Source organism: Pseudomonadota bacterium (genome assembly GCA_037200975.1).
Classification (GTDB): Bacteria; Pseudomonadota; Gammaproteobacteria; order Steroidobacterales; family Steroidobacteraceae; genus CADEED01.
The window spans coordinates 1714881-1736208 of the sequence record JBBCGI010000001.1 but is presented as its reverse complement, the minus strand read 5'-3'; the positions used below and the strand labels follow the sequence as shown (position 1 = coordinate 1736208).

At 64.9% G+C, this 21328-nt stretch carries 16 protein-coding genes; 10 read left to right on the top strand and 6 right to left on the bottom strand.

Annotated features, from left to right (window positions below; all coding sequences use genetic code 11):
- Positions 1–34 precede the first annotated feature (34 nt).
- From WDO72_07720 to WDO72_07700, 5 genes are all read left to right on the top strand, one after another.
- A complete protein-coding gene (locus tag WDO72_07720; GenBank protein MEJ0085553.1) occupies positions 35–2602 on the top strand; it encodes an ATP-binding protein in 2568 nt (855 codons plus the stop codon).
- A 100-nt stretch (positions 2603–2702) separates the two neighbouring features.
- Complete coding sequence (locus WDO72_07715) at positions 2703–3593, top strand: sugar phosphate isomerase/epimerase (GenBank protein MEJ0085552.1); 891 nt, start codon at positions 2703–2705, stop codon at positions 3591–3593.
- 22 nt (positions 3594–3615) lie between these two features.
- Complete coding sequence (locus WDO72_07710) at positions 3616–4671, top strand: sugar phosphate isomerase/epimerase (protein ID MEJ0085551.1); 1056 nt, start codon at positions 3616–3618, stop codon at positions 4669–4671.
- Positions 4668–5798 (top strand): Gfo/Idh/MocA family oxidoreductase, encoded by a 1131-nt coding sequence (locus tag WDO72_07705; protein ID MEJ0085550.1) that lies wholly within the window; start codon positions 4668–4670, stop codon positions 5796–5798. Before WDO72_07710 ends, WDO72_07705 begins: the two co-directional genes overlap by 4 nt.
- Before the next feature lie 54 nt (positions 5799–5852).
- Entirely contained in the window at positions 5853–7388 is a 1536-nt protein-coding gene (locus WDO72_07700; GenBank protein MEJ0085549.1) for an MFS transporter, read from the top strand.
- A gap of 83 nt (positions 7389–7471) precedes the next feature.
- Here the strand turns inward: WDO72_07700 and WDO72_07695 are convergent, their stop codons facing one another.
- Positions 7472–9355, bottom strand: coding sequence for a TonB-dependent receptor (locus tag WDO72_07695; GenBank protein ID MEJ0085548.1), 1884 nt, complete (start codon positions 9353–9355; stop codon positions 7472–7474).
- 71 nt (positions 9356–9426) lie between these two features.
- Here WDO72_07695 and WDO72_07690 point away from each other — a divergent pair, with 71 nt between their 5' ends.
- A complete protein-coding gene (locus WDO72_07690; protein ID MEJ0085547.1) occupies positions 9427–12621 on the top strand; it encodes a hypothetical protein in 3195 nt (1064 codons plus the stop codon).
- An 84-nt stretch (positions 12622–12705) separates the two neighbouring features.
- Here WDO72_07690 and gstA read toward each other — a convergent pair whose 3' ends face one another.
- Complete coding sequence (gstA, locus tag WDO72_07685) at positions 12706–13323, bottom strand: glutathione transferase GstA (GenBank protein MEJ0085546.1); 618 nt, start codon at positions 13321–13323, stop codon at positions 12706–12708.
- Between the two features lie 259 nt (positions 13324–13582).
- Between gstA and WDO72_07680 the strand changes: the two genes are divergently transcribed.
- Positions 13583–13894 carry a helix-turn-helix domain-containing protein gene (locus WDO72_07680; protein MEJ0085545.1) on the top strand — a complete coding sequence of 104 codons (312 nt, stop codon included), beginning with the start codon at positions 13583–13585 and terminating at the stop codon, positions 13892–13894.
- Positions 13895–14046: 152 nt separating this feature from the next.
- On the opposite strand, the gene WDO72_07675 is transcribed toward WDO72_07680, so the two are convergent.
- Positions 14047–16230 carry a S9 family peptidase gene (locus tag WDO72_07675; GenBank protein ID MEJ0085544.1) on the bottom strand — a complete coding sequence of 728 codons (2184 nt, stop codon included), beginning with the start codon at positions 16228–16230 and terminating at the stop codon, positions 14047–14049.
- 79 nt (positions 16231–16309) lie between these two features.
- Here WDO72_07675 and WDO72_07670 point away from each other — a divergent pair, with 79 nt between their 5' ends.
- Positions 16310–16444, top strand: coding sequence for a hypothetical protein (locus WDO72_07670; protein ID MEJ0085543.1), 135 nt, complete (start codon positions 16310–16312; stop codon positions 16442–16444).
- Positions 16441–17646, top strand: coding sequence for a citrate transporter (locus tag WDO72_07665; protein ID MEJ0085542.1), 1206 nt, complete (start codon positions 16441–16443; stop codon positions 17644–17646). Before WDO72_07670 ends, WDO72_07665 begins: the two co-directional genes overlap by 4 nt.
- A gap of 425 nt (positions 17647–18071) precedes the next feature.
- Here WDO72_07665 and WDO72_07660 read toward each other — a convergent pair whose 3' ends face one another.
- The gene (locus tag WDO72_07660) at positions 18072–19499 is read right to left on the bottom strand and encodes an FAD-binding oxidoreductase (protein MEJ0085541.1); all 1428 of its coding nucleotides are present in this window, start codon (positions 19497–19499) and stop codon (positions 18072–18074) included.
- Positions 19500–19616: 117 nt separating this feature from the next.
- On the opposite strand from WDO72_07660, the gene WDO72_07655 reads away from it, so the two are divergent.
- On the top strand, positions 19617–20354 hold the full coding sequence (locus WDO72_07655; protein MEJ0085540.1) for a helix-turn-helix transcriptional regulator: 738 nt from the start codon (positions 19617–19619) through the stop codon (positions 20352–20354).
- On the opposite strand, the gene WDO72_07650 is transcribed toward WDO72_07655, so the two are convergent.
- Both WDO72_07650 and WDO72_07645 read right to left on the bottom strand, forming a co-directional pair.
- Complete coding sequence (locus WDO72_07650) at positions 20296–20748, bottom strand: hypothetical protein (protein MEJ0085539.1); 453 nt, start codon at positions 20746–20748, stop codon at positions 20296–20298. The genes WDO72_07655 and WDO72_07650 overlap by 59 nt on opposite strands.
- A complete protein-coding gene (locus WDO72_07645) occupies positions 20745–21302 on the bottom strand; it encodes a hypothetical protein (protein ID MEJ0085538.1) in 558 nt (185 codons plus the stop codon). Before WDO72_07645 ends, WDO72_07650 begins: the two co-directional genes overlap by 4 nt.
- Positions 21303–21328: the final 26 nt, after the last annotated feature.

The window sequence follows — 21328 nt, the reverse complement described above, 5'->3', positions numbered from 1 at the left end:
CGTTCATCGAGAGCTGAAGCCCGGAAAGGATTTCTTGGTTGCACTTGGAGTCTGCCTGGTGGCGGGCATTGCCGTGTTTTCCGCGCCGGTCAGCGCCTTTCCCACTCTTCACACCATTCTCAACACCGGTATCGCGCTGCTGGCGATCCTGTTGTCGCTGCTGTTCTGGGACCTGGGCTGGCGGACGGGCGAGGCGCAGCAGCGCTTCAACGGCATCGTGTTCGCGGCGGTAGGCATTCTCGAAGTGCTGCACGTGCTGGCGGCGCTCGAGCCGTCGTCCGCTTCCGAGCCGCTCAACGAGGTCCTGCGGCAGTTCCGCACGGGTACCTGGGCGCCGCCCTCCTATCTACTGCCGTTGGGCCTCGGCGCCGCGGTGTGGAGCGCGCGTAACCCGCGCGTCTCGCAGGTGGGTTTCGCGTTGTGCGTGTTGTCGGCCGGCGCGATGCTGTTCGCGTTGTTCCAGCTGCTGCCGCGGTATTCCTCGCCAGGGTGGTTCGGCATCATCCGTCCCACACTGGTGCTGGTGCCGGTGTTGTGGCTGCTGGCCGGTGCGTTTTTCTGGCGGCGCCGGCACGGCGACCGCATCGCGCACACGCTGGCGTTTTATGCGCTGCTGCTCGCCCTGGCCAACGCGCTCATGTTGTATTCCGAAGAAGCCACCAGCAAGTTCGCGATGACCGCCCACTTCGGCGTGTTCGGCGGCGGGCTCTATCTGCTGCTGAGCCTGGCGCGGATGGGCGCCGTCGACACCGCGCGGCGCATGCGCGCGGAACGCGAACTGGTGCGCAGCAACGTGGAGCTCGAGACTCGGGTGCGGGACCGCACCCGCGAGATCGAGGTGGTGAACGCGGATCTGCGCCGCGAGGCCGAGGTGCGCCAGCAGGCCGAGCGGCGCGCGCTCATGCAGCTCGAGCGCCTCGAGCTGCTGGAACGCATCACGCGCGCGATCGCCGAGCGGCAGGATCTCGCCAGCATCTTCCAGGTGGTGGTGCGCAGCGTGGAAGAACATCTGCCGGTCGATTTCGCGACGCTGTGCGACTACGACCATCGCGCCGGGATACTCACGGTGAGCCGCGTCGGTGCGGGCAGCGCCGCGCTGGCGCTCGATCTCGCCATGACCGAGCGTTCGCGCATCGAGATCGACGAGAACGGGCTGTCGCGCTGCGTGTCGGGACAGCAGGTGTACGAGCCCGACATCACCGAGGTCGAATTCCCGTTTCCACAGCGGCTGGCGCGCGCGGGGCTGCGATCGTTCGTGGCCGTCCCGCTGATGGTGGAGCAGCGCAGCGGCGTGTTCGGCGTGCTGATCGCCGCGCGGCGCGCGCCGAACGCATTCAGCAGCGCCGAGTGCGAGTTCCTGCGCCAGCTCTGCGACCACGTGTCGCTGGCCGCGAATCATGCGCAGCTCCACCAGGCACTGAAGCAGGCCTACGACGACCTGCAGCTCTCGCAGAGCGCGGTCATGCAACAGGAACGGCTGCGCGCGCTCGGCCAGATGGCGAGCGGCATCGCGCACGACATCAACAACGCCATCTCACCGGTGGTGTTGTACGTCGAATCGATCCTGACCCACGAAACCGGCTTCAGCGAGCGGGCGCGCAAGCAGCTCGAGATCATCCAGCGCGCCACCGGCGATGTCGCGCACACCGTGGCGCGCATGGGCGAGTTCTACCGGCAGCGCGAAACGCAGCTCGAATTGAGCGAGGTGAACGTCAAGGAAGTGCTGACGCAGGTGCTCGACCTCACGCGCGCGCGCTGGAGCGACATGGCGCAGCAGCGCGGCGCCCTCATCGAAACGGCGATCGACGACGGCGATGAAAACCCGGTGGTGATGGGCATCGAAAGCGAATTGCGCGAAGCGCTGGTGAACCTCGTGCTGAATGCGACCGACGCGATGCCCGAGGGCGGCACGCTCACGTTGCGCACGCGTCACCGGCTCGAATCCGGCAAGGGCGTGAGGCGCCGGGTGTTCATCGACGTCGTCGACACCGGCGTCGGAATGGACGAGGCCACGCGCCGCCGCTGCCTCGAGCCGTTCTTCACGACCAAGGGTGAACGCGGCTCCGGCATGGGGCTGGCGATGGTCTACGGCATCACCCAGCGTCACGGCATCGACATCGAAATCGTGAGCTCGCCCGGCGCCGGCACGATCTTCCGGCTGGTTTTCCCGCTGAGCTCGCCGGCGCCGCAATCGACCGCCAGCATCCGCATCCGCAAGGTTCCGAGTCACACCAAGATCCTGCTGATCGACGACGACCCGCTGCTGCTGAGCTCGCTGCGCGAGGCGCTGGTCAACGAAGGCCACCAGGTGCAGACCGCCAACGGCGGCAAGGTCGGCATCGACGCATTCATGGACGCGCTGCATGCCGGCACGCCGTTCCCGGTGGTGATCACCGATCTCGGCATGCCTCATGTCGACGGCCGGGCGGTGGCGTCGGCCATCAAGGCGGCGGCGCCGAAGACGGGCATCATCATGCTGACCGGCTGGGGGCAGCGGTTGATAGCAACGGGCGAAGTTCCGGAAGAGGTCTCGGCCGTGTTGAGCAAGCCGCCCAAAATGGGCGAATTGCGCCAATGTCTCGCGGAATGTCTGGGCAACTAGCGGAATGAGTTTGGCAGGACAAAGCAGCCCCCGGCCTGCTTGACGACCCCCGGTGTGATGGCTTGTACTCCCGCGTCCAGATCATTCGAGGGGGTCCAAGATGTTGAGCCGTCGTTCATTTCTTGTGTCCGCAGGTGCCGGCATGGCCGCGGGATCGCTCATGACAAATGTGTCGTTCGCGGCCGGTAGCAAAATCCCGCTCGGCATCCAGCTCTGGACCGTGAAGGCCGAGGCGGAGAAAGACCTCGAAGGCACGCTGCGCCAGCTTCATGCGCTTGGCTTCCGCGAAATCGAATTCGCCGGTTACTACGGCAGGAGCGCCGCCGACATCGGCACGCTGCTGAAATCCATCGGCCTCGTCCCGACCAGCACTCATGCCGGCGCCGATCTCATTGCGGCCAACCCGGACCAGATCATCGCGGACGCGAAGACGCTCGGACTCAAATACATCATCTGCTCCTCGCCCATGTCGGATGCGGCCAAGGCCAAGCTCGACTGGGGCAAGAAGATGGATGCGCTCGACCTCGGCGACTGGAAGCTCAATGCGGATCTGTTCAACAAGTTCGGCAAGCAGGTGAAGGCCGCCGGTCTTACGTTCGGTTATCACAACCATCACGTCGAATTCAAAAAGTTCGGCGAACACTCGGGCTTCGACACGTTGTTTGCATCCACCGATGCCGACCTCGTCAAGATCGAGCTCGATGTGGGTTGGGCGGTGGCCGCGGGTGAAGATCCGGTCGCCATCCTCAACAAGTACAAGAGCCGCGTCGTCGCGTTACACGTGAAGGACATCGGCAAGCTCGATGCCGATCCGCACAAGGCGACCACCGTCGCCGTGGGCCAGGGCACGATCGACTGGAAGAAGGTCATCGGCGCCGCGCACGCCAACGGCGTGAAGCACTACTTCTACGAGCAGGAAGCGCCGTTCATCCGGCCGGTCATGGAATCGGCCAGGATCAGCGCCGACTACCTGTCGAAACTCACTGTCTAACTAGCTGAATTCTGAGGCGAGCGTGAAGACCATCAAGGGACCTGCGGTATTCCTGGCGCAGTTCGCGGGCGGCGGCCCGCATCTGCAGAATCTCAACGACATGGCCAAGTGGGCCAAGGAGTGCGGTTTCATCGGCGTGCAGCTGCCGAGCTGGGACGCGCGCGTCATGGATCTGGCGAAAGCCGCCGAGAGCAAGACGTATTGCGATGAGCTGAAAGGCACGATGGCCAAACACGGCATCGAACCCACGGAGCTGTCCGCGCATCTGCAGGGCCAGCTGGTGGCCGTGCATCCGGCCTACGACCTGCAGTTCGACAACTTCGCGCCGGCCGAGGTGCACGGCAATCCGGGCAAGCGCCAGGCCTGGGCCGTGAAGCAGATGGAATACGTCGCGAAGGCCAGCAAGAACCTCGGGCTCAAGAACGTCGCCGCATTCCCGGGCGCGCTCGCGTGGCCCTATCTATATCCGTGGCCGCAGCGTCCGCCCGGCCTGATCGAAGCCGCGTTCGACGAGCTCGCAAAGCGCTGGAAGCCCATCCTCGACATCTTCGCGGAGCAGGGGCAGAACTGCTGCTTCGAAGTGCATCCGGGCGAGGATATTTTCGACGGCACCACGTTCGAGATGTTTCTCGAGCGCGTGAAGGGCCACACGGCCTGCAACATCCTCTACGACCCCTCGCACTTCGTGCTGCAGCAGCTCGACTACCTCGAGTACATCGACATCTACAAAGACCGCATCAAGATGTTCCATGTGAAGGACGCGGAATTCCGTCCGACGGGCCGGCAGGGTGTGTACTCGGGTTACGCGCCGTGGGTCGGCCGCGCCGGCCGCTTCCGTTCGCTCGGCGACGGCCAGGTCGACTTCAACGGCATCTTCTCGAAGATGGCCGCCAACAACTTCGAAGGCTGGGCGGTGCTCGAATGGGAGTGCGCGCTCAAACATCCGGAAGATGGCGCGCGTGAAGGCTCGGTGTTCATCAAGAAACACATCATTCGCGTGACCGAAAAGGCCTTCGACGATTTCGCGGCCGGTGGTGACACCTCCGTCGCGCTCAAGACGCTGGGCCTCATGAAATGAGGCCATTGCGCTGGGGGATGATCGGTGGCGGCGAGGGCGCCTTCATCGGCGCCGTACATCGCATGGCCGCGCGTGTGGATGGGCGGTATCAGCTCGTCGCGGGCGCCTTCTCCTCGGATGCCGAGAAAACCAGGCGTTCCGCGCTCGCCCTCGGGGTGGATGTTGAGCGTGCCTATCCGAGCGTCGATGCGCTGATCGCGGGCGAGGCCCAACGGGCCGACGGCGTCGAAGTGGTTTCGGTAGTTACCCCGAATCACATGCACTACCCGCAGTCGGCCGCGCTGCTCGAAGCCGGGCTCGACGTCATCTGCGACAAGCCGCTGACTACCAATCTCGCGGATGCCGAAAAGCTGGTCGCGCTGGCGGCCCGCAAGCAGCGCTTGTTAGGCGTGACGTTCAACTACACCGGGTACCCGATGATCCGGCACGCGAAGCAACTCATCGCCGATGGTGCGATCGGCACGCTGCGCGTCGTGCAGGTGGAATACCCGCAAGGCTGGCTTGCGACCGCCATCGAGAAAAGCGGGCAGAAGCAGGCCAGCTGGCGTACGGATCCCAAACAAGCCGGCGCGGGCGCGCTGGGTGACATCGGCTCGCATGCCTTTCAACTGGCCGAGTTCGTCACAGGCGCAAAGGTCGAGGAAGTGGCGGCCGACGTGACGGCCATTGTTCCGGGCCGCGTCATCGACGACAACGTGAACGTGCTGCTGCGTTTCGCCGACGGCGCGCGCGGCAGTTTGTGGGCCAGCCAGGTGGCCATCGGACGTCTCAATTCACACCGGTTGCGCGTGTACGGCGAGACGGGTTCCATCGAGTGGTTCCAGGAGCGGCCGGAGGAATTGCTGGTCGTCGCAGCGGGTGCGTCGCCGCAGACCGTGCGGCGCGGCGATCCGGGCACGCCGACGAGTTCAGTAGGCTTGCCCGGCGGCCATCCCGAAGGTTTCATCGAAGCCTTCTCGCAGCTCTACACCGATTTCGCCGAACGCGTGACCGCGCGGCTCGAGAACCGCGCGCCCAAGGCGGCGTCCCTGTTTGCGCCGGATGCCGTGACCGGCACGCGCGTGATGGCATTCATCGAAGCGGTTTTGAAATCGGGCCAGGCGAACAGCGCCTGGACCCGGATCTGAAATATTCGACGGGAAGATTCTCTAACTAATACGAAGTTCGAGGGGGTTGGGAGCATGAGTACAGAAGCCACTATGACCGGCGCGATGCCGGCTTCAGCCGAGGCCAGGAAAACTTTCGCGGTGTGTTTCGCCGCGCTGGTAGCGACATCCTTTTGCTTCATCCTCCGCGCGTTTTCGATAGACGCGTGGGGGGTGGAGTTTGGTTTGTCGGAAACCCAGAAGGGCGAGCTCGCGGGTGTCGGCCTGTGGCCGTTCGCGATCAGCATCGTGTTGCTGTCGCTCATCATCGATCGCATCGGGTTCAAGATGACGCTGTGGTTCGCCGCGGCGTGCCACGTGCTGGGCCTGATCCTCATTCTGCAGGCAGATGGCTACTGGTCGCTGTACTGGGGCACCTTCGTGCTGTCGCTGGGTAACGGCGCGGTGGAGGCAGGCATCAACCCGCTGATCGCGCGCGAGTTCCGCCACGACAAGGCGACCTGGCTCAACCGTCTGCATGCCGGATGGCCCGCGGGCTTCGTGCTCGGCGGCATTCTCGCCATGATGTTCCCCGCCGGCATGGGCTGGCGTTACCAGATGGCACTGATCCTCATCCCGGTGGTCACGTACATCGTGATGCTGCTGCCACGCCAGTTCCCGCCCAGCGAACGCGTCGCGGCCGGTGTGTCGTACCGCGAGATGCTGGCGGAGGCCGGCTTCGTCAGCGCCTTCGTCGTCGCGCTGCTCATGGTGTTCGAACTGGCGCGTGTGTTCGAGTGGGGTGACGCGCTCAAGTGGGGCCTCATCGCCGCGCTGACCTTCGGCTATGGCCTGTGGTCGCGTTCGGCTGGCAAGCCGCTGTTCATCGTGATGATCCTCGTGATGATTCCGCTCGCCATCACCGAGCTCGGCACGGACAGCTGGATCACCTCCATCCTCACGCCCGCGATGACCGATCTCGGCGTCAACGCCGGGTGGGTGCTGGTGTATGCGATGGCGATCGTGCTGGTGCTGCGGCTGTTCGCAGGCCCGCTGATTCACCGGTTCTCACCGCTGGGTCTGCTGGCCATCTCCGCGTTGATCGCGATCGCCGGATTGCTGCTGTTGTCGAACTCGAAGGGCGCGGCGGCGATCGTGATCGCAGCCACGGTGTACAGCTTCGGCAAGGCGTTCTTCTGGCCGACCTCGCTCGGCGTGGTGGCCGAGCAGTCGCCGCGCGGTGGCGCCATCACGCTGAACGTGGTGGCCGGCATCGGCATGCTCGGCGCGGGCGTGATCGGCGGCCCGCTGATCGGCAAGGTGCTGGACGGCCAGATGGTGCACGGCGTCGCGGCCTACGATGCGAAGAACAACACGCAGCTGGTCGAGACGCTGAAGATCGATCGCACCGGCATCTTCGGCGGTTATACCGCCATCGATCCCACCAAGCGCGCGACGCTCGCGGGCGATGAGAAAGCCGCGGTCGATGCGGCCGAACGCGAGTCGAAACACGATGCGCTGCGCAAGATCGCCATCCTGCCGGGCATCATGTTCCTCGTGTACCTCGGCCTGATCCTGTATTTCCGCAGCCGCGGCGGCTACAAACCCGTGGTCCTGGATCTCAAGAAATAAATCGGGACACTCCCGCTTTTCCGGCAAAAGGGGACAGACCTCAAAAGTCTGTCCCTTCTTTTTTGAAGCGCCCGTAGCTCACGTCAAAGACTGAATTTCACGCCCGCGCGCGGCAGGATTCCGCGCGACTCGTTGCCGATGAACTCTTCGAATTTCTCGTCCGTGAGATTGTCGATGGCGAGATAGGTCTCGAAGCGCGGCGACAGCTGCCACACCGCGCTCACATCGATACGCGTGTACGGCGACAGCCGCACGTCGCCCGTCGCGATCGACGAATCGAACGCGGATCCCACGTATGTCGCCGCCGCGGAGAACCGCAACGTGGTGAGCGGCATCCAGTGCGCCGACGCGCCCGCGCGCCACTCGGGCCGGTTGCGCAGTTCGCCGCCGGTCGAGGCGATGCGGTTTTTCATATTGGTGACGCTTGCGTCCAGCAGCCACTGTTCGCCGACCGCCACCTGTCCGGCGAGCTCCACGCCATGCGAATCCACGCGATTGCGATTGACCAGCATCGGCGGCGGGCCGGAATCGAAATCGATGGCGTTGCGGAACGCGCCGTCGAACCACGTGGCGCTCCAGCGCGCCGCGCCGCCTGACAAAGTCTGCGACAGCTCCAGCTCGTGCGACTCGCCGCGCTCCGGCACGAGATCGGGATTGCCCACCAGCGGATGGCCGAGCGCGTACAGCGACGGCAGCTTGTACGCCTTGCCCCAGGCGCCCGCCAGCGTGAAGCCGCTGCCCGCGAATTCATAGGCCACGCGCACACGCGGGCTCGTCACGGAAGACTCTCCATCCGGCTTGTCGACGCGCACGCCTGCCTGGGTGGATAGCCCGAAGTGCGTGTCGAGCCGCACCTCCGCGAACGGCGCCCACGAAGTGCGCGTCAATTCGAACGAGGTCGGCAACACGAAGCCGCCGCCGAAGTCGAGCGAACCGTCGCTCACGCCTGCCTCGCGCAGCCAGTCGACGCCGTAGGCCAGCGAGACGAGGTCGGAAAATTTCTGCGTGCCCGTGAACGTGGCGGATGTGCGCTCGATGCTGGAATCAACGAGGCTCGGCGGCACGCCGAACGGATCGCGCACGCCGGGTGCGATGCCGGGCGAATCGATACGGTCGTTGCGATCGAAATATCCGAGCGCCAGCGAGAAACTCGCGTCGCCGGCGCGATGGGTGAGCGCCGCGCCGAACACGGCTTCGTGCGCAGCGCGCTTTTCCGTGTCGCGAATCGCAGCGAAACCATAACCGCCGCTGTCGTCGGGGAAACTGGCGCGTTCCGAATCCGCGTAACGGCCCGACACGCTGAGCGTGGTCGAATCGCCGAACGCGGTGTCGTAGCTGCCCGACACGCGCTGCGCTTCGAAATGATTGCCGCGCACGACCTCGCCTTCGTTGCTGTCGCTCACGCCGAGATTCCAGTTGCCGCCGGCCACGGGGCCGCCGGCGCGCAGGCTGATCTCGCGCGTGTCGAACGCGCCGCCCATGGCGTCGAGCGACGCATGGGATTTCTCCTGCGCCGTCTTGCGCGTGACGATGTTGATGACACCCGCCAGCGCGTCGCCGCCATACACGGCGGAATAAGGACCGCGCGCGATCTCCACGCGTTCGACATCGGCCACGTCGAAGGTGGAGAAATCGAACGAGCCGCCGCGCGCGTTCGTGGGGTCGTTGACACGCACGCCGTCCACCAGCACCAGCGTGTAGTTAGGGTCGGCGCCGCGCATGTACAACGAGCCGGTACCGCCGCGCCCGCCGACCTGGTCGATGTGTATGCCCGCGACCCGCCGCAGCAGGTCCGACAGCCGCGTGGGTTTTTCGACGTCGAAATCTTCGCGCCGGAGCACGGTGATATTCGCGGCGACGTCGTCGGCCGGCGTCGCGACGCGCGAACCGGTGACCACGATTTCAGGCGCCGATGTGGCGGGGCCGGCGGCGCCGCTGGCGGCCATCAGCAGTACGAGAATGGACATGATTGATTGAAAGCAGCCCGGTTTCGGAAGGGAAATGGTTCAGTTAGTGTAGCCGCACCGAAGGGGGTTCCATGCTGAAGATTCGCCGCCACACGCTGGCAGTACTGACCATTGCCGCGCTCGCGAGTTTCACCAGCGCGCGGGCGCAGATCGCCGGGACCACGGCGGGCCCGTTCCGCGATACCAAAGCGTGGACACAGGCGGGCGGCATTCTGTCAACGAGCGCGGCCGGGCTCGACAACGCACTGGCCACGCGCGCGGCGTATGCCGACAGCGTCACCACGTTCGAGTACCGCGCGCCTAAAGGGGCACGCGCGAACCTGTATCTGCAGGGCCGCTACGGGTTCGAACTATCGGGCACCGGTGACTGGCAAAACTTCTCGCTGCGCTTTCGCGCGCCGCGCTTCGACGAGGGTTTCGACAAGCAGCAGAACGCGCTCGGTATCGAGGCGCGTACCGGCGCCACGGTGCAGCGGAATGTCGTGTTCGACAAACCCACGGCCGGCGCGCGCTGGGACAACGAGGATTTCCGCGGCCCGATGATCCTGGTGGTGCTGCAGGGGCCATTCGAAGTCCGAAACCTCAAACAGGACCCCGCGGATTTTTCGCAGCTGACGGTGCCCGCGGTCTCCGGCGGCGAAACCAACGAAAAAGATCTGCGCGATCTGGTTGCCTTCGGCAAGGACACGTTCGATTCCGTCGGCTGTTCCGCCTGTCACCTGGTCGAGCCGAACTCGACGGCCGTGAGCTCCGGCCCGAACCTGTTCGGCCTGTTCCGCCCCGAGCCGCGCGCGCGGGAAATCGTCGAAGGCGGGGAGGGCCATCGCTTCCAGGTCAAGGCCGGCCGCGAGTATCTGCATCACTCGGTGCGCGCGCCGGCGGATCAGCTGGCGGTCGCCGAGGGCGGCGCGACCAAAGGGGAAGCCTATCTACCGGTGATGCCGCCGTTCGCGAAGGAAGTGCTGACCGATCAGCAGATCGACGCGATCGGCGATTACCTCGCGACCTTGAACGAACCGGGCCAGCGCGGCCCGCTCGTCAAGCTCGCGGGCGTCACGCCCGAGCCACCCTACGATCCCATCGCGGATCGCCTGCAGTGGCTCGTGAACGATGAAGTGCGGCTGCAACGCGGCCCGCTGCCCGGTACCTCCGGCCGCGCCATCCACGTCGGCAATCCGGATGGCGTGAACTACAGCTTCGACCCGCGCATCCTCGCGATCGTGAAGATCTGGCAGGGCGGCTTCCTCGACATGACGGGCGAGCTCACCAATCGCGGTGGCAAGGGCCTGGCGCTCGGCTTCGACAGCCGCGAGTTGAATTTCGGCGCGAACGAATACCTGCTCGCGCCGCTCAACGCCGCGGGCAGGACGATCGACTTCTCGTTCAAGGAAGCGAAATTCGGCGATCTCGCCACGATGCGCGAGGCGTTGTATAGCAAGGAAGACCAGCTGCCGCGTATTGCGGCGGTCGATGCGCAGTTCCTGGGTTACTCGCGTGACTCGCGCAGCAAGACCGCGGCGCCGGTTTTCAAATACCGCGTCGGCAAGAACGTCGTCGAGATCGGCACGACGATCTCCGGCGAGGGCAAGGTGACGATCGCCGTGAGCGGCGACCTGAAGGCGGCGCAGACGTTCGCGCTGAACGCCGGGTTGCTCGTGGGCGCAACCGTCAGCGACGGCAAGCTCGAGGGCGGTCGCTGGACGCTGCCGGTCGGCAAGGTGAGCGCCACGCTGAGTGCCACGACCACAGTGGCGGCCAAAGCCTGGCGCCCGGCGCCGTCCACCTACGCGTACAAACGCGCGCCGCTGGTCAAGGCCGCGGCCAGCGCCAAACTACCGGCCGGCTACAGCATCGAAAACTACTATCCGCCCAAGGACAACTACGGGCGCGACCAGCTGTTCGAGGCGCTCGGGTTGGCGGTCGCGAAGGACGGCACTATCGTCGTCGCCACGCGTAATGCCGGCATCTGGCGGCTCGTCAATGGCGAATGGCGCATGTTCGCTGAGGGGCTGTTCGACAGCCTCGGCGTCGTGGTCGAAGACGGCAAGGGCCTCACGGTGGTGGCTGGGCAGAAGGCCGAGCTCACGCGTATCAGCGATACCAACGGGGATGGGTTTGCCGACAAATACGAGACGCTGTTCGACGCGTTTTCGTATCACTCCAACTACCACACGTACATGCACGGTCCGGTGCGCGGCAAAGACGGCGCGTACTACTTCGCGCTCAATCTCGCCCATGGCCCGTCCAACGAGTTTTATACGGCCGGCGGCAACGTGATGGGCACGTGGGGCGGCTTCAACGGCTGGGCGATTCGTGTCGAGCCGAACGGAAAGTTCGAGCTGTTCGCGAACGGCATGCGCAGCCCGGCCAGTCTCGGCGTCGGTCCCGACGGACGGATCTGGTACACCGACAACCAGGGCGACTTCGTCGGCACTTCAAAGATGTTCGAACTGCGCAAGGACGCGTTCTACGGGCATCCCGCCGGTCTCGTCGATCTGCCCGGCATGACGCCGGACTCGCCCGAGATCCAGTGGGAAAAGGTTGCCGCACGCAAGGCACAGCCGGTCATCATGTTCCCGCACAACCGGGTCGCGAATTCGCCGGGCAATCCGGCCTGGATCACGCAGAACAAGTTCGGCCCGTTCAACGGGCAGATGCTGATCGGCGATCAGACGCAGTCGAACCTGCTGCGCGTCGTCACCGAGAAAGTCGACGGCGTGGAGCAGGGCAGTGTGATGCCGTTCTTCGAGGACCTGGAGTCCGGCGTCATGCGCCCGGTATTCCTGCCGGACGGTAGTTTGCTGCTGGGCCAGACCGGCCGCGGCTGGCAGGCGAAGGGCGGCAAGATCGCGAGCCTGCAGCACGTGCGCTGGGACGGAGAAACCGTCGCGCCCGGAATCGTCGCGATGAGCGCGACGCCCGCGGGCTTCAGGCTGACTTTCACGCAGCCGCTCGGCAATGGCGTGTCCGCGGAGATCCTGAAATCCGCGCTGACAATGGAAACCTGGGTGTATCGCGACGCGCCGGACTACGGCTCGCCGGAACTGGACCTGCACGCAGCGCCGATCACCGCGTTCGTGGTCGGCGCGGATCGCCGCAGCATCGAGATGACGCTGGCGTCGATCGATCTGCCGCAGATCCATCCGCGCCAGACGCCGCGCATCTATCACGCCAGACTGGCAGCCCAGACGCTGTTCGACGCAAATGCGCCGGCGCAGCTCGATGCGTATTACACGCTGGCTCGTTTCCCGGCGAATAAAAAGTAGTTTGTTGGCGCGCCGCGGCTGGCGGACCGATCGAAGCGAAGAGACGGCCGCGGCGCCTTCGGGCTCCGCGGCCGGTTGATCGTCTCAGGCGGCCTTTTTGTTCAGGCCTTCGGCTTCCATCGCTTCCTGGACTTTCGGGCGCGCGGCGACACGTGCCTGGTATTCCTTCAGCGACGGCCATTTGCCGAGATCGATACCGAGGAAGTTGGTCCAGTTCACCACCGTGAATAGATAGGCGTCCGCCACCGTGAAGGCATCCCCGGTCAGGTACTTCTTGCCCTTGAGCTGCGACTCGAGCCAGTCGAACTTCTTGAAGAGATTGGCGGAGGCGTATTCCTTCACCGCCGGATCGGCCGTGGGGTTCCACAGCGGCGAGAAACTCTTGTGCACTTCGCTCGTGATGTAGTTGAGCCACTCCTGCAGGCGATAACGCTCGAACGAGCCGTTCTTGGGAGCGAGGGTGCCGTCGCCTTTCTGATCGGCGAGGTACTGCATGATCGCCACGCCCTCGGTCAGGGCCTGGCCGTTGTCGAGTTTGAGCGCGGGCACCGCGCCCTTCGAGTTGATGGCGTAATAGTCGGAGCCGTCCTCGAGCTTCTTGGTCTTCGTGTCGACGCGCTTGAGGTCGAACGGCAGGCCGAGCTCACGCAAGGTGATGTGGGTGGCGAGCGAACAGGCGCCGGGGGAGAAATACAGTTGCATGGAGCGACTCCGTTTTACGTTGTTTTCAATGCGGGACCGGATTCTGTCGACGCGCGCACCGCGGCACAAGTACTTACCTGACGGTAAGTGGGATGCAGATGGCCGGGTTGAGTACTTACCTTTCGGTAAGTATGGATTCTTGCGGAAATGGTGCGCAGCCGCAGGCGGACTTGCGTCCGCCGCGTGATATCTTCGCGCGATGCCGAAAAATCATCCGCCCGCAAACATATTCAGTTCCGCATGTCCCTCGCGCCGCGTCATGGCGGTGCTGGCGGAGAAGTGGACCCTGTTGATCGTCAGCGCGCTGGCGGACGGGCCGATGCGCACGGCGCAGATCCGGCGCGGCGTGGATGGCGTCTCGGAAAAGATGCTCATCCAGACGCTGCGCAAGCTGGAAGCGTTCGGGCTCGTGAGCCGCAAGAGTTATCCCGAAGTGCCGCCGCGCGTGGAATATCGCCTGACGGCGCTGGGCAAATCGCTGGCGCGCCTGGCGGGTTTGTTTGGCCGCTGGGTGGAGCGCAACGCGGTGAACCTGCTGCGGGCCGAGCAATCCGGCAAAGCCGCAGCCTGACGAAAAGGGGACATGCCTATTTTTTGAAGCAGGTGTTGAAAAAGGGGACAGATCTATTTATCGAGCAAGGCTCTTTCTGCTCAGACGACATTACCGATAAATAGATCTGTCCCCTTTTTCAACGCCTGCTTCAAAAAATAGGCATGTCCCCTTTATTGGGTGATGCCGGCTTGGTCGAGGATGAACGCGTACTGCTCCGCGTATTCCCGGTAGTGCTCGAAGCGGCCCGACTTGCCGCCGTGGCCGGCTTCCATGTTGGTCCGCAGGACCACGAGGCTGTTGCCGGTGCGCCGCGCGCGCAGCCGCGCGACGTACTTCGTCGGTTCGTAGTACTGCACCTGGCTGTCCCACAACCCCGAGTGCACGAAGATCGCGGGATAGTCGTGGGCGCCTAACTGGTCGTACGGCGAATACGACAACATGTAGTCGTAGTACTTCTTCTCTTTCGGATTGCCCCACTCGTCGAATTCATTCGTCGTGAGCGGAATGCTCTCGTCCAGCATCGTCGTCACGGCGTCCACGAACGGCACGCCGGCCACGATGCCCGCGTAGTCAGAAGGCGCCAGGTTGGCGATCGCACCCATCAGCAACCCGCCGGCCGAACGCCCGATCGCGAACACGCGCTTCGGATCGTTGTACTTGTGCGCGCCGAGCCAGCGCGTGACGTCGATGAAATCGTTGAACGTGTTCTGCTTGTTGAGCAGCTTGCCGTTTTCGTACCAGGCGCGGCCCATCTCCTGCCCGCCGCGGATGTGCGCGATCGCGACGACGAAGCCGCGGTCCAGCAGCGAAGGCGGCATGAACGAGAATTCGGGATCGTACGACAGTCCATACGATCCATACCCGACCTGCAGCAGCGGTGCGGTGCCGTTGCGCGGCGTGGTCTTCGCATACACGATCGACACCGGGACCTTGGTGCCATCCCGCGCGGTGGCCCAGGCGAATTCCGTGGCGTATTTCGCCGGGTCGTATCCGCCCAGTACCGGCTCGCGCTTGAGGAATTTGCGTTCGTTGGTGTTCGAGTCGTAGTCGTAGGTGGTGCGCGGAGTGACCATCGACGTGTACGTGTAACGCAGCGTGTCGCTGTCGAACTCGCGATTGACGTCCAGCGCCATCGTGTAGCTGGGCTCATCGGCCGTCACGAACACATCCGCGCCGCCCTTCCACGGGCGAATGCGCAACTTGCGCAGGCCACCCGAGTGCTCCTCGATGGTCAGGAAGTTGCGCGCGACATCGTATGCGTCCACGAACGCGTCATCGCGATGCGCGACCACGTCCTGCCATTTGGCGCGATTGCCCTCGTCGCCCGGGTTCACCGCGACGATGCGGAAGTTCTTCGCCTGGTAGTTGGTGCGCACGATCCAGCGGCCATTGGCGTGTTCGACCTGGTATTCATGATCGCGCTCGCGCGCCAGGAACAGCTTGAACTCCAGCTTCGGCGACGTGGCGTCGGCGAACCACACCTCGGAGGACACCGTACTCTGGGTGTGGATCACCAGGTATTTGTCGTCCTTGGTCCGATACAGCTGCGTGTAGAAGCTCTCGTCCTTCTGCTCCCATACCGTCGAATCGCCGGTGTAGCTGGCCCCGCGCAATGAATGCCGCCGCACGCGGAAACCGAGCAGCGTGGTGGGATCCTTCTCCACGTACAGGAATGTGTCGTTGTCGCCGGCCCAGACGAGATTGTTCTCGACGTTGGGCAGCGCGATATCCAGCACCTTGTGCGTCGTCAGATCCATCACCTTCGCGACGTATTGACGGCGGCCGACCGTGTCCTCCGCCCACGCCATGAGTTTGCTGTCGGGGCTGATCGCGATGTCGCCGATCTCGAAGAAGTCGTGACCCTTCGCCAGTTCATTGACGTTGAGCAGGATTTCTTCGGGCGCGTCCGCCGCATCGCGGCGCCGCGCGTAGACCGGATACTCCTTGCCGGTCTCGAAACGCTTGTAATACCAGTAGCCGTTCATGCGGTACGGGACGGTGGAGTCGTCCTGCTGCAGGCGGCCGATGACCTCGTCGTAGACCCTGGTCTCGAGGGCCTTGGTGTGGCCCAGCATCGCATCCGCGTACGCGTTCTCCGCCTTGACGTAGGCGAGCATCTCGGCGTTCTCGCGTTTGTCGTCGCGCAGCCAGTAGTACTCGTCGGTCCGGGTGCCATTGGGCGAGACCACCTCGTGAGGCTTCCGCGCGGCAACAGGTGGCTGCATGCCTTGCAAGGCGGCGGTTGCTGGAGCGGCGATGACGGGCGGAATTTGCTTCATGTTGCTACTGCAGGAAATGAGGGGAATGGCGGTGATGGCGAACAGCAATGTAGCGGCGAAACGAGTGATTGCCATGGCCAGCGCCCCTCGGAAGTGATGGCGCATTCTAGCCGCGGCCGCTCAACCCGGAGCGCAGATCAGGCATCATGCCGCCATGTTCACGATCGGCAATCCGCTGAAATTCGCCGACTTGCGCGATTTGCCGCGTGGCGGTCTGACATTGGCGATTTCGGAATCCGCGTACACGGCCAGAGACCGGGGCGCCGCGGCAGTGGCGCAGCACGGATGACGGTACCGGTCGAGTTCCTGATCTTCGGCGTCACCTTGCTGGGCGTGGCGGTATTCCATCGCCACACGCTGATGATCGCACTGCTCGGTCTCGCGGCGGTCACCGGCTACAAGCTCGCGTTCGGCGATTTTCACGGCCAGCCCGGCCTCATCGGGCTGCAATGGCACCTGCTCGAAGAGTGGGTGATCGTCACCAATCTGTTCGCGCTGCTGGTGGGCTTTGCGCTGTTGTCGCGCCACTTCGAGAAAAGTGGCGCGCCGCACCTGTTGCCGCGTTTCCTGCCCGACGACTGGAAGGGCGGCGTCGTGTTGCTCGCGCTGGTGTTCTTGTTGTCCGCATTTCTCGACAACATCGCCGCGGCGATGATCGGCGCAACGGTGGCGGGTTCGGTGTACGGCGGCAGGGTGCACATCGGTTTCCTCGCGGCGATCGTCGCGGCCGCGAACGCCGGCGGCGCCGGCAGCGTCATCGGCGACACCACGACCACGATGATGTGGCTCGATGGCGTTTCACCGTTCGACGTGTTGCACGCTTACGTGGCCGCCATTGCCGCGTTCGTCGTATTCGCGATACCGGCCGCGCGCCGCCAGCAGCGCCACTCGTCGATCGAGAAAAATCCCGGCGCGAATGTGGAAGTGGATTGGGCGCGCGTGATCGTGGTCGTACTGATCCTCGCGGGCGCCATCGCCGCCAACATCTACGCGAACCGATTGCCGGACGGCCAGGGCGCGGCATTTCCGTACATCGGCGCGACCGTGATCGGCATCATCCTGCTGCTCACGCCGTGGCGCCGGCCCGACTGGCGCGCGGTGCCCGCAGCGGCGCAGGGCAGCGTGTTCCTGCTGTCGCTGGTGTTGCTGGCATCCATGATGCCGGTGGACCAGTTGCCCGCGGCATCCCCCCAAACTACCTTCGGCTTGGGCTTCGTATCGTCCGTGTTCGACAACATTCCGCTCACCAAGCTCGCGCTCGAGCAGGGCGGCTACGACTGGGGTGCGCTCGCGTATGCGGTCGGATTCGGCGGCTCGATGATCTGGTTCGGCTCCTCAGCGGGCGTCGCCGTAGCCAATCTCTTTCCGGAGGCCAAGTCCGTAGGCCAGTGGCTGCGCCAGGGCTGGTACGTCGCCGTGGGCTACGTCGTAGGCTTCCTCGTACTCATGGCCGTTCTCGGTTGGCATCCGCACGCGCCCCACCGTTTCTGAGCGGCGCCCCGACACCAGGATGAACAACGCGAGCACCCAGTGGAACGCCACGGGAATCGCGCCTGCGCGCCAGAAATCGGCGCCGTGGTCGATGACGTTCACCCCGAGCCGTACCGCCATCACGACGAAGTAGAGGCCGGCGAAGATACGCAGCGCGCCGGCGCCGCGCGGATTGGCGCGCGCGAAGCAGCCGGTGCGCACGCGCCGGTTCCACGCCACCGCCGCCATCAGCATGAGGATGGCGATCTGTGCGGGCAGCAGCAGTGGATAGGGCAGCAGGCCCGAGTACCAGGCGTCCATGCCAGGCAGCCAGTTCGGCTGCAGCAGCAAAGTTTCGAGCTGGCCGAGCACCCGCGCGGCGAACAGCGCGATGCAGCTCCACAGCAGCACGGCGGCGGTGCAGGAGCGGTAGATGGGTCGGCGCGTCATGCGAAGAGCCCCCGCGTATGCCGGTACCAGTCGCTCTGCAGCACGCCCTGCGGATCCGCCGCCAGTTTGGCTGCGAGAAATTCCCGTATCGCCGGATGCGCGGCTTCGACCTGCGCCGCGTTCGCGAAACGATGATAAGTGAGGAAGTAGCTGCCGCCCTGGCGCAACGCGTGGTCGATGAGCCGGCGGAAATGCCCCGCCGCGCGTTCGATGTCCTGCGGTCGATGGTCGACGTGCAGGTTGAAGATGACGCAGGCCCAGCTCTCGCGCGCCCACGGCAGCGCGGTTTCCCGTTCTTTGTCGATGAGCCGGATCGTGCCGTAGATGAAATCGACGCCGTTCAGACGGAAATCCCGGCGTACGTCGTTCATGAAGTGCAGCAGCTTCGAACGCGGCACGTACAGCTCGGTGATCATCTCGCTGCCACGCACCGCGGCGCCCAGCCGATGGTCGAGCGCGCCGTGGTAGTCCTCCAGATAGAGATTGAGCTGGTGCGTGTCGCTCCAGTAGAGCTGGCCATGGGTCGCGAGATAAAACTCGGTGAAGCGGCGGAACGCGGTGCGTTTGTCGTCGTGCGCGAGCGTCAGCAGTTCGTTCCAGTCCTGCTGCGACAGGCGGCGCTGATCGGCCGGGATCGCGCGGCTCTCGTCGACCGGCCGGTAGCTGGACAGGACGCCGGTGCGCAGGAATTCCGGACTGTCGGGCGCGGTGGCGAACTGGAAATCGCCGTACAGGTGCCCCGCGGCGATGCGGTCGTCGAATGCCTCGATCAGCCCGTCGATGTCGAGCTGCGCGACGCAGCGCTCCACCTTCACGCGCGGCACCAGCCGCAGCGTCACGGCCGTGACCACACCGAACAAACCGTAGCCACCGACCACGTGACGAAACAGCTGCGGATGTTCCGACCGGCTGCAGCGCACCAGCCCCCCGGCGGGTGTGACGACTTCGAGGCCCTCGATGTCCGAGACGAATGGCTGTGCGGCGAGGCCGCGACCGTGGATGTTGGCGGCGACCGCGCCGCCCAACGTGAGCCGGTCCGCGCCCGTCTGCTTCTGGCGGATTCCGAACGCCGGCCCCGTGCCACGCTGCAGCGAAAGATAGCCGCGGATCACATCGGGCCAGGTGATGCCGGCCTCGACTTCCAGCAGCGCGCGGCCGCGATCGAACCAGCGCACGTGTTTGAGCTGGCGCATGTCCAGCAGCGTGGAACCGCGCAGGAACTGCTGACCGCCCATGGCATGTCGGGCGCCGGCGATGCTCAAGGATTCGCCGCGTTTGCGGACTGCGGCCACCGCGTCGGCCACGTCGCCGACGCATTGCGGCTCGACGATGCGCGCCACGGGCGTGTGATTGAGCGCCGAGTGGGTGTCGTTCACCCACAGCGGGCCCTGAACCTTGCTGACCGATCGGAGTCGCGTTTGCATGGAGCGCAAATTCCTCCGTGCGGCGGCATTCGGCAATACCCGGAAAGTGGGTATTACATACCGATACCCACGGTACGGGCGCGCGACGCGGGTTTTTGAGGCAGAATCGCCCGCGCCATGGGAGAAACCTCGCGAATCATCCTCGCGCTGAAGCGCGGCCTGCGCTCACGCGGCATCACTTACGCCATGCTGGCCCGGCGCATCTCGCTGTCCGAGCCGTCGGTGAAGCGCATCCTGTCGCGCGGCTCCTTGAGCCTGCCGCGGCTGGAGAAGATCTGCGAAGCGGCCGGGCTTTCGATGGAAGAGCTGGTGCGTCCCGTGTCCTCCGGTCCGGCGGAAACCTCCAGCACATTGTCCGCCGCGCAGGAGACCGCGCTGGCGGCCGATCCGCCGCTGCTGGCCTGCTTCTATCTACTGACCAATGGGCACACGCCGCGCGAAGTGGCGGCCGAATTGAATGCGGACGAAAAACAGCTGCGTCGCTGGCTGGTGAAACTCGACAACCTGCACCTGGTGGAGCTGCGCGCGCGGCTCGGCGCGCGGCTGCGTGTGCACGCGCCCATCTCGTGGCGCGAGGACGGGCCCATTCGCCGCACCTACGAGCAGCAGGTGCGCGACGAATTCATGCGCTCCACTTTCCAGGCGCAGGACGAAACGCTGCATTTTCGCAGCGCGGAGCTGTCCGAGGCATCCCGCGTGGTCCTGCAGCGCAAGCTGGCGCGGCTCACCGCGGATTTCAACGAACTCGCCGAGCTCGATCGTCACCTGCCGAGCCGCGACAAACGCAGCGTCGCGCTCATGATGGCGTGCCGGCCGTGGGTGTTTTCGATGTTCGACGGTTTGAAACGACGCTGATCGCACCCACCGCCGCGAGCAGGGCGAACGCGCCCACCCACGCGTAGTAACCCGCCAGCAGTTTTTCGAGCTCATTCGCCCGCGCCGCCTGCACCAGCCAGTACAGATCGAGGATCAGGCAGATCGAGGCGCCCTGCAGGAAGCGCGCGGCGTGCTGAACCCGGTTGCGCGCGAGCATGAGGAACATGATCGGGAACGCGACGTTCGTCAGCGCGCTGAACACCTGGGGAATTGCATCCTCCGGCGCCGTCGGGAACGAATGGCGAAACGGTCCTTCGAGGGCGGCGCGGAAAGCGGCCCAACCCGCGTAACCGTCGATGACCGGCAGGAACCAGGACGCGAGCCATGCGGCCAGCGCGATCCGCGCCAGCAGCCATTGCACGCGGGAATTCATTCGTGCGCGACCTTCGTCACGACGACATCGACTGTGGCCGCGTCGTCGCCACTCAGCTGCAACACCAGATCGCGGTTCGCGGGTAGTTCGAACTCGACTACCTTGTGCAGCAACTCGCAGCCGCCGCGCCCTTCGTGCGCCACGGAGTCGATGGCCTTTCGGCCGTCGAGCACGTCGATCCAGTGGCGCGACGTGAGCGAGATGCGGTAACGGCCTGCGCCGCCGGTCTTGAAGAACAACAGGCCGGCCGTGGCGTTTTCGCTCTTGCGCTGGCGTGCCGGCGGCGCCGCGAACGAAACGGAACCTTGCGGCACCAGTGTCGCGGTGACGTGTTGGCTTTCTTCGAGGCGCACCGGATTCACTTTCGGATCCGCGGAGGCGGCCAGCAGCATCGCCGGTTTCTTCAGCGCCGCGAACTCGCGCGCGAGATTCCAGGTGAAGGAGTCGCAGCCTTGTCCGGTCTGCGGGGCGGGTTCATCGGCGGATGCAGGCGCCGCGACGCACAGCGCGGAGCACAACGACAGGATTGTGGCCCACCTCTTCGTGCAGTTCATTTGCCCCCCTCGTCGACACGCGCAAT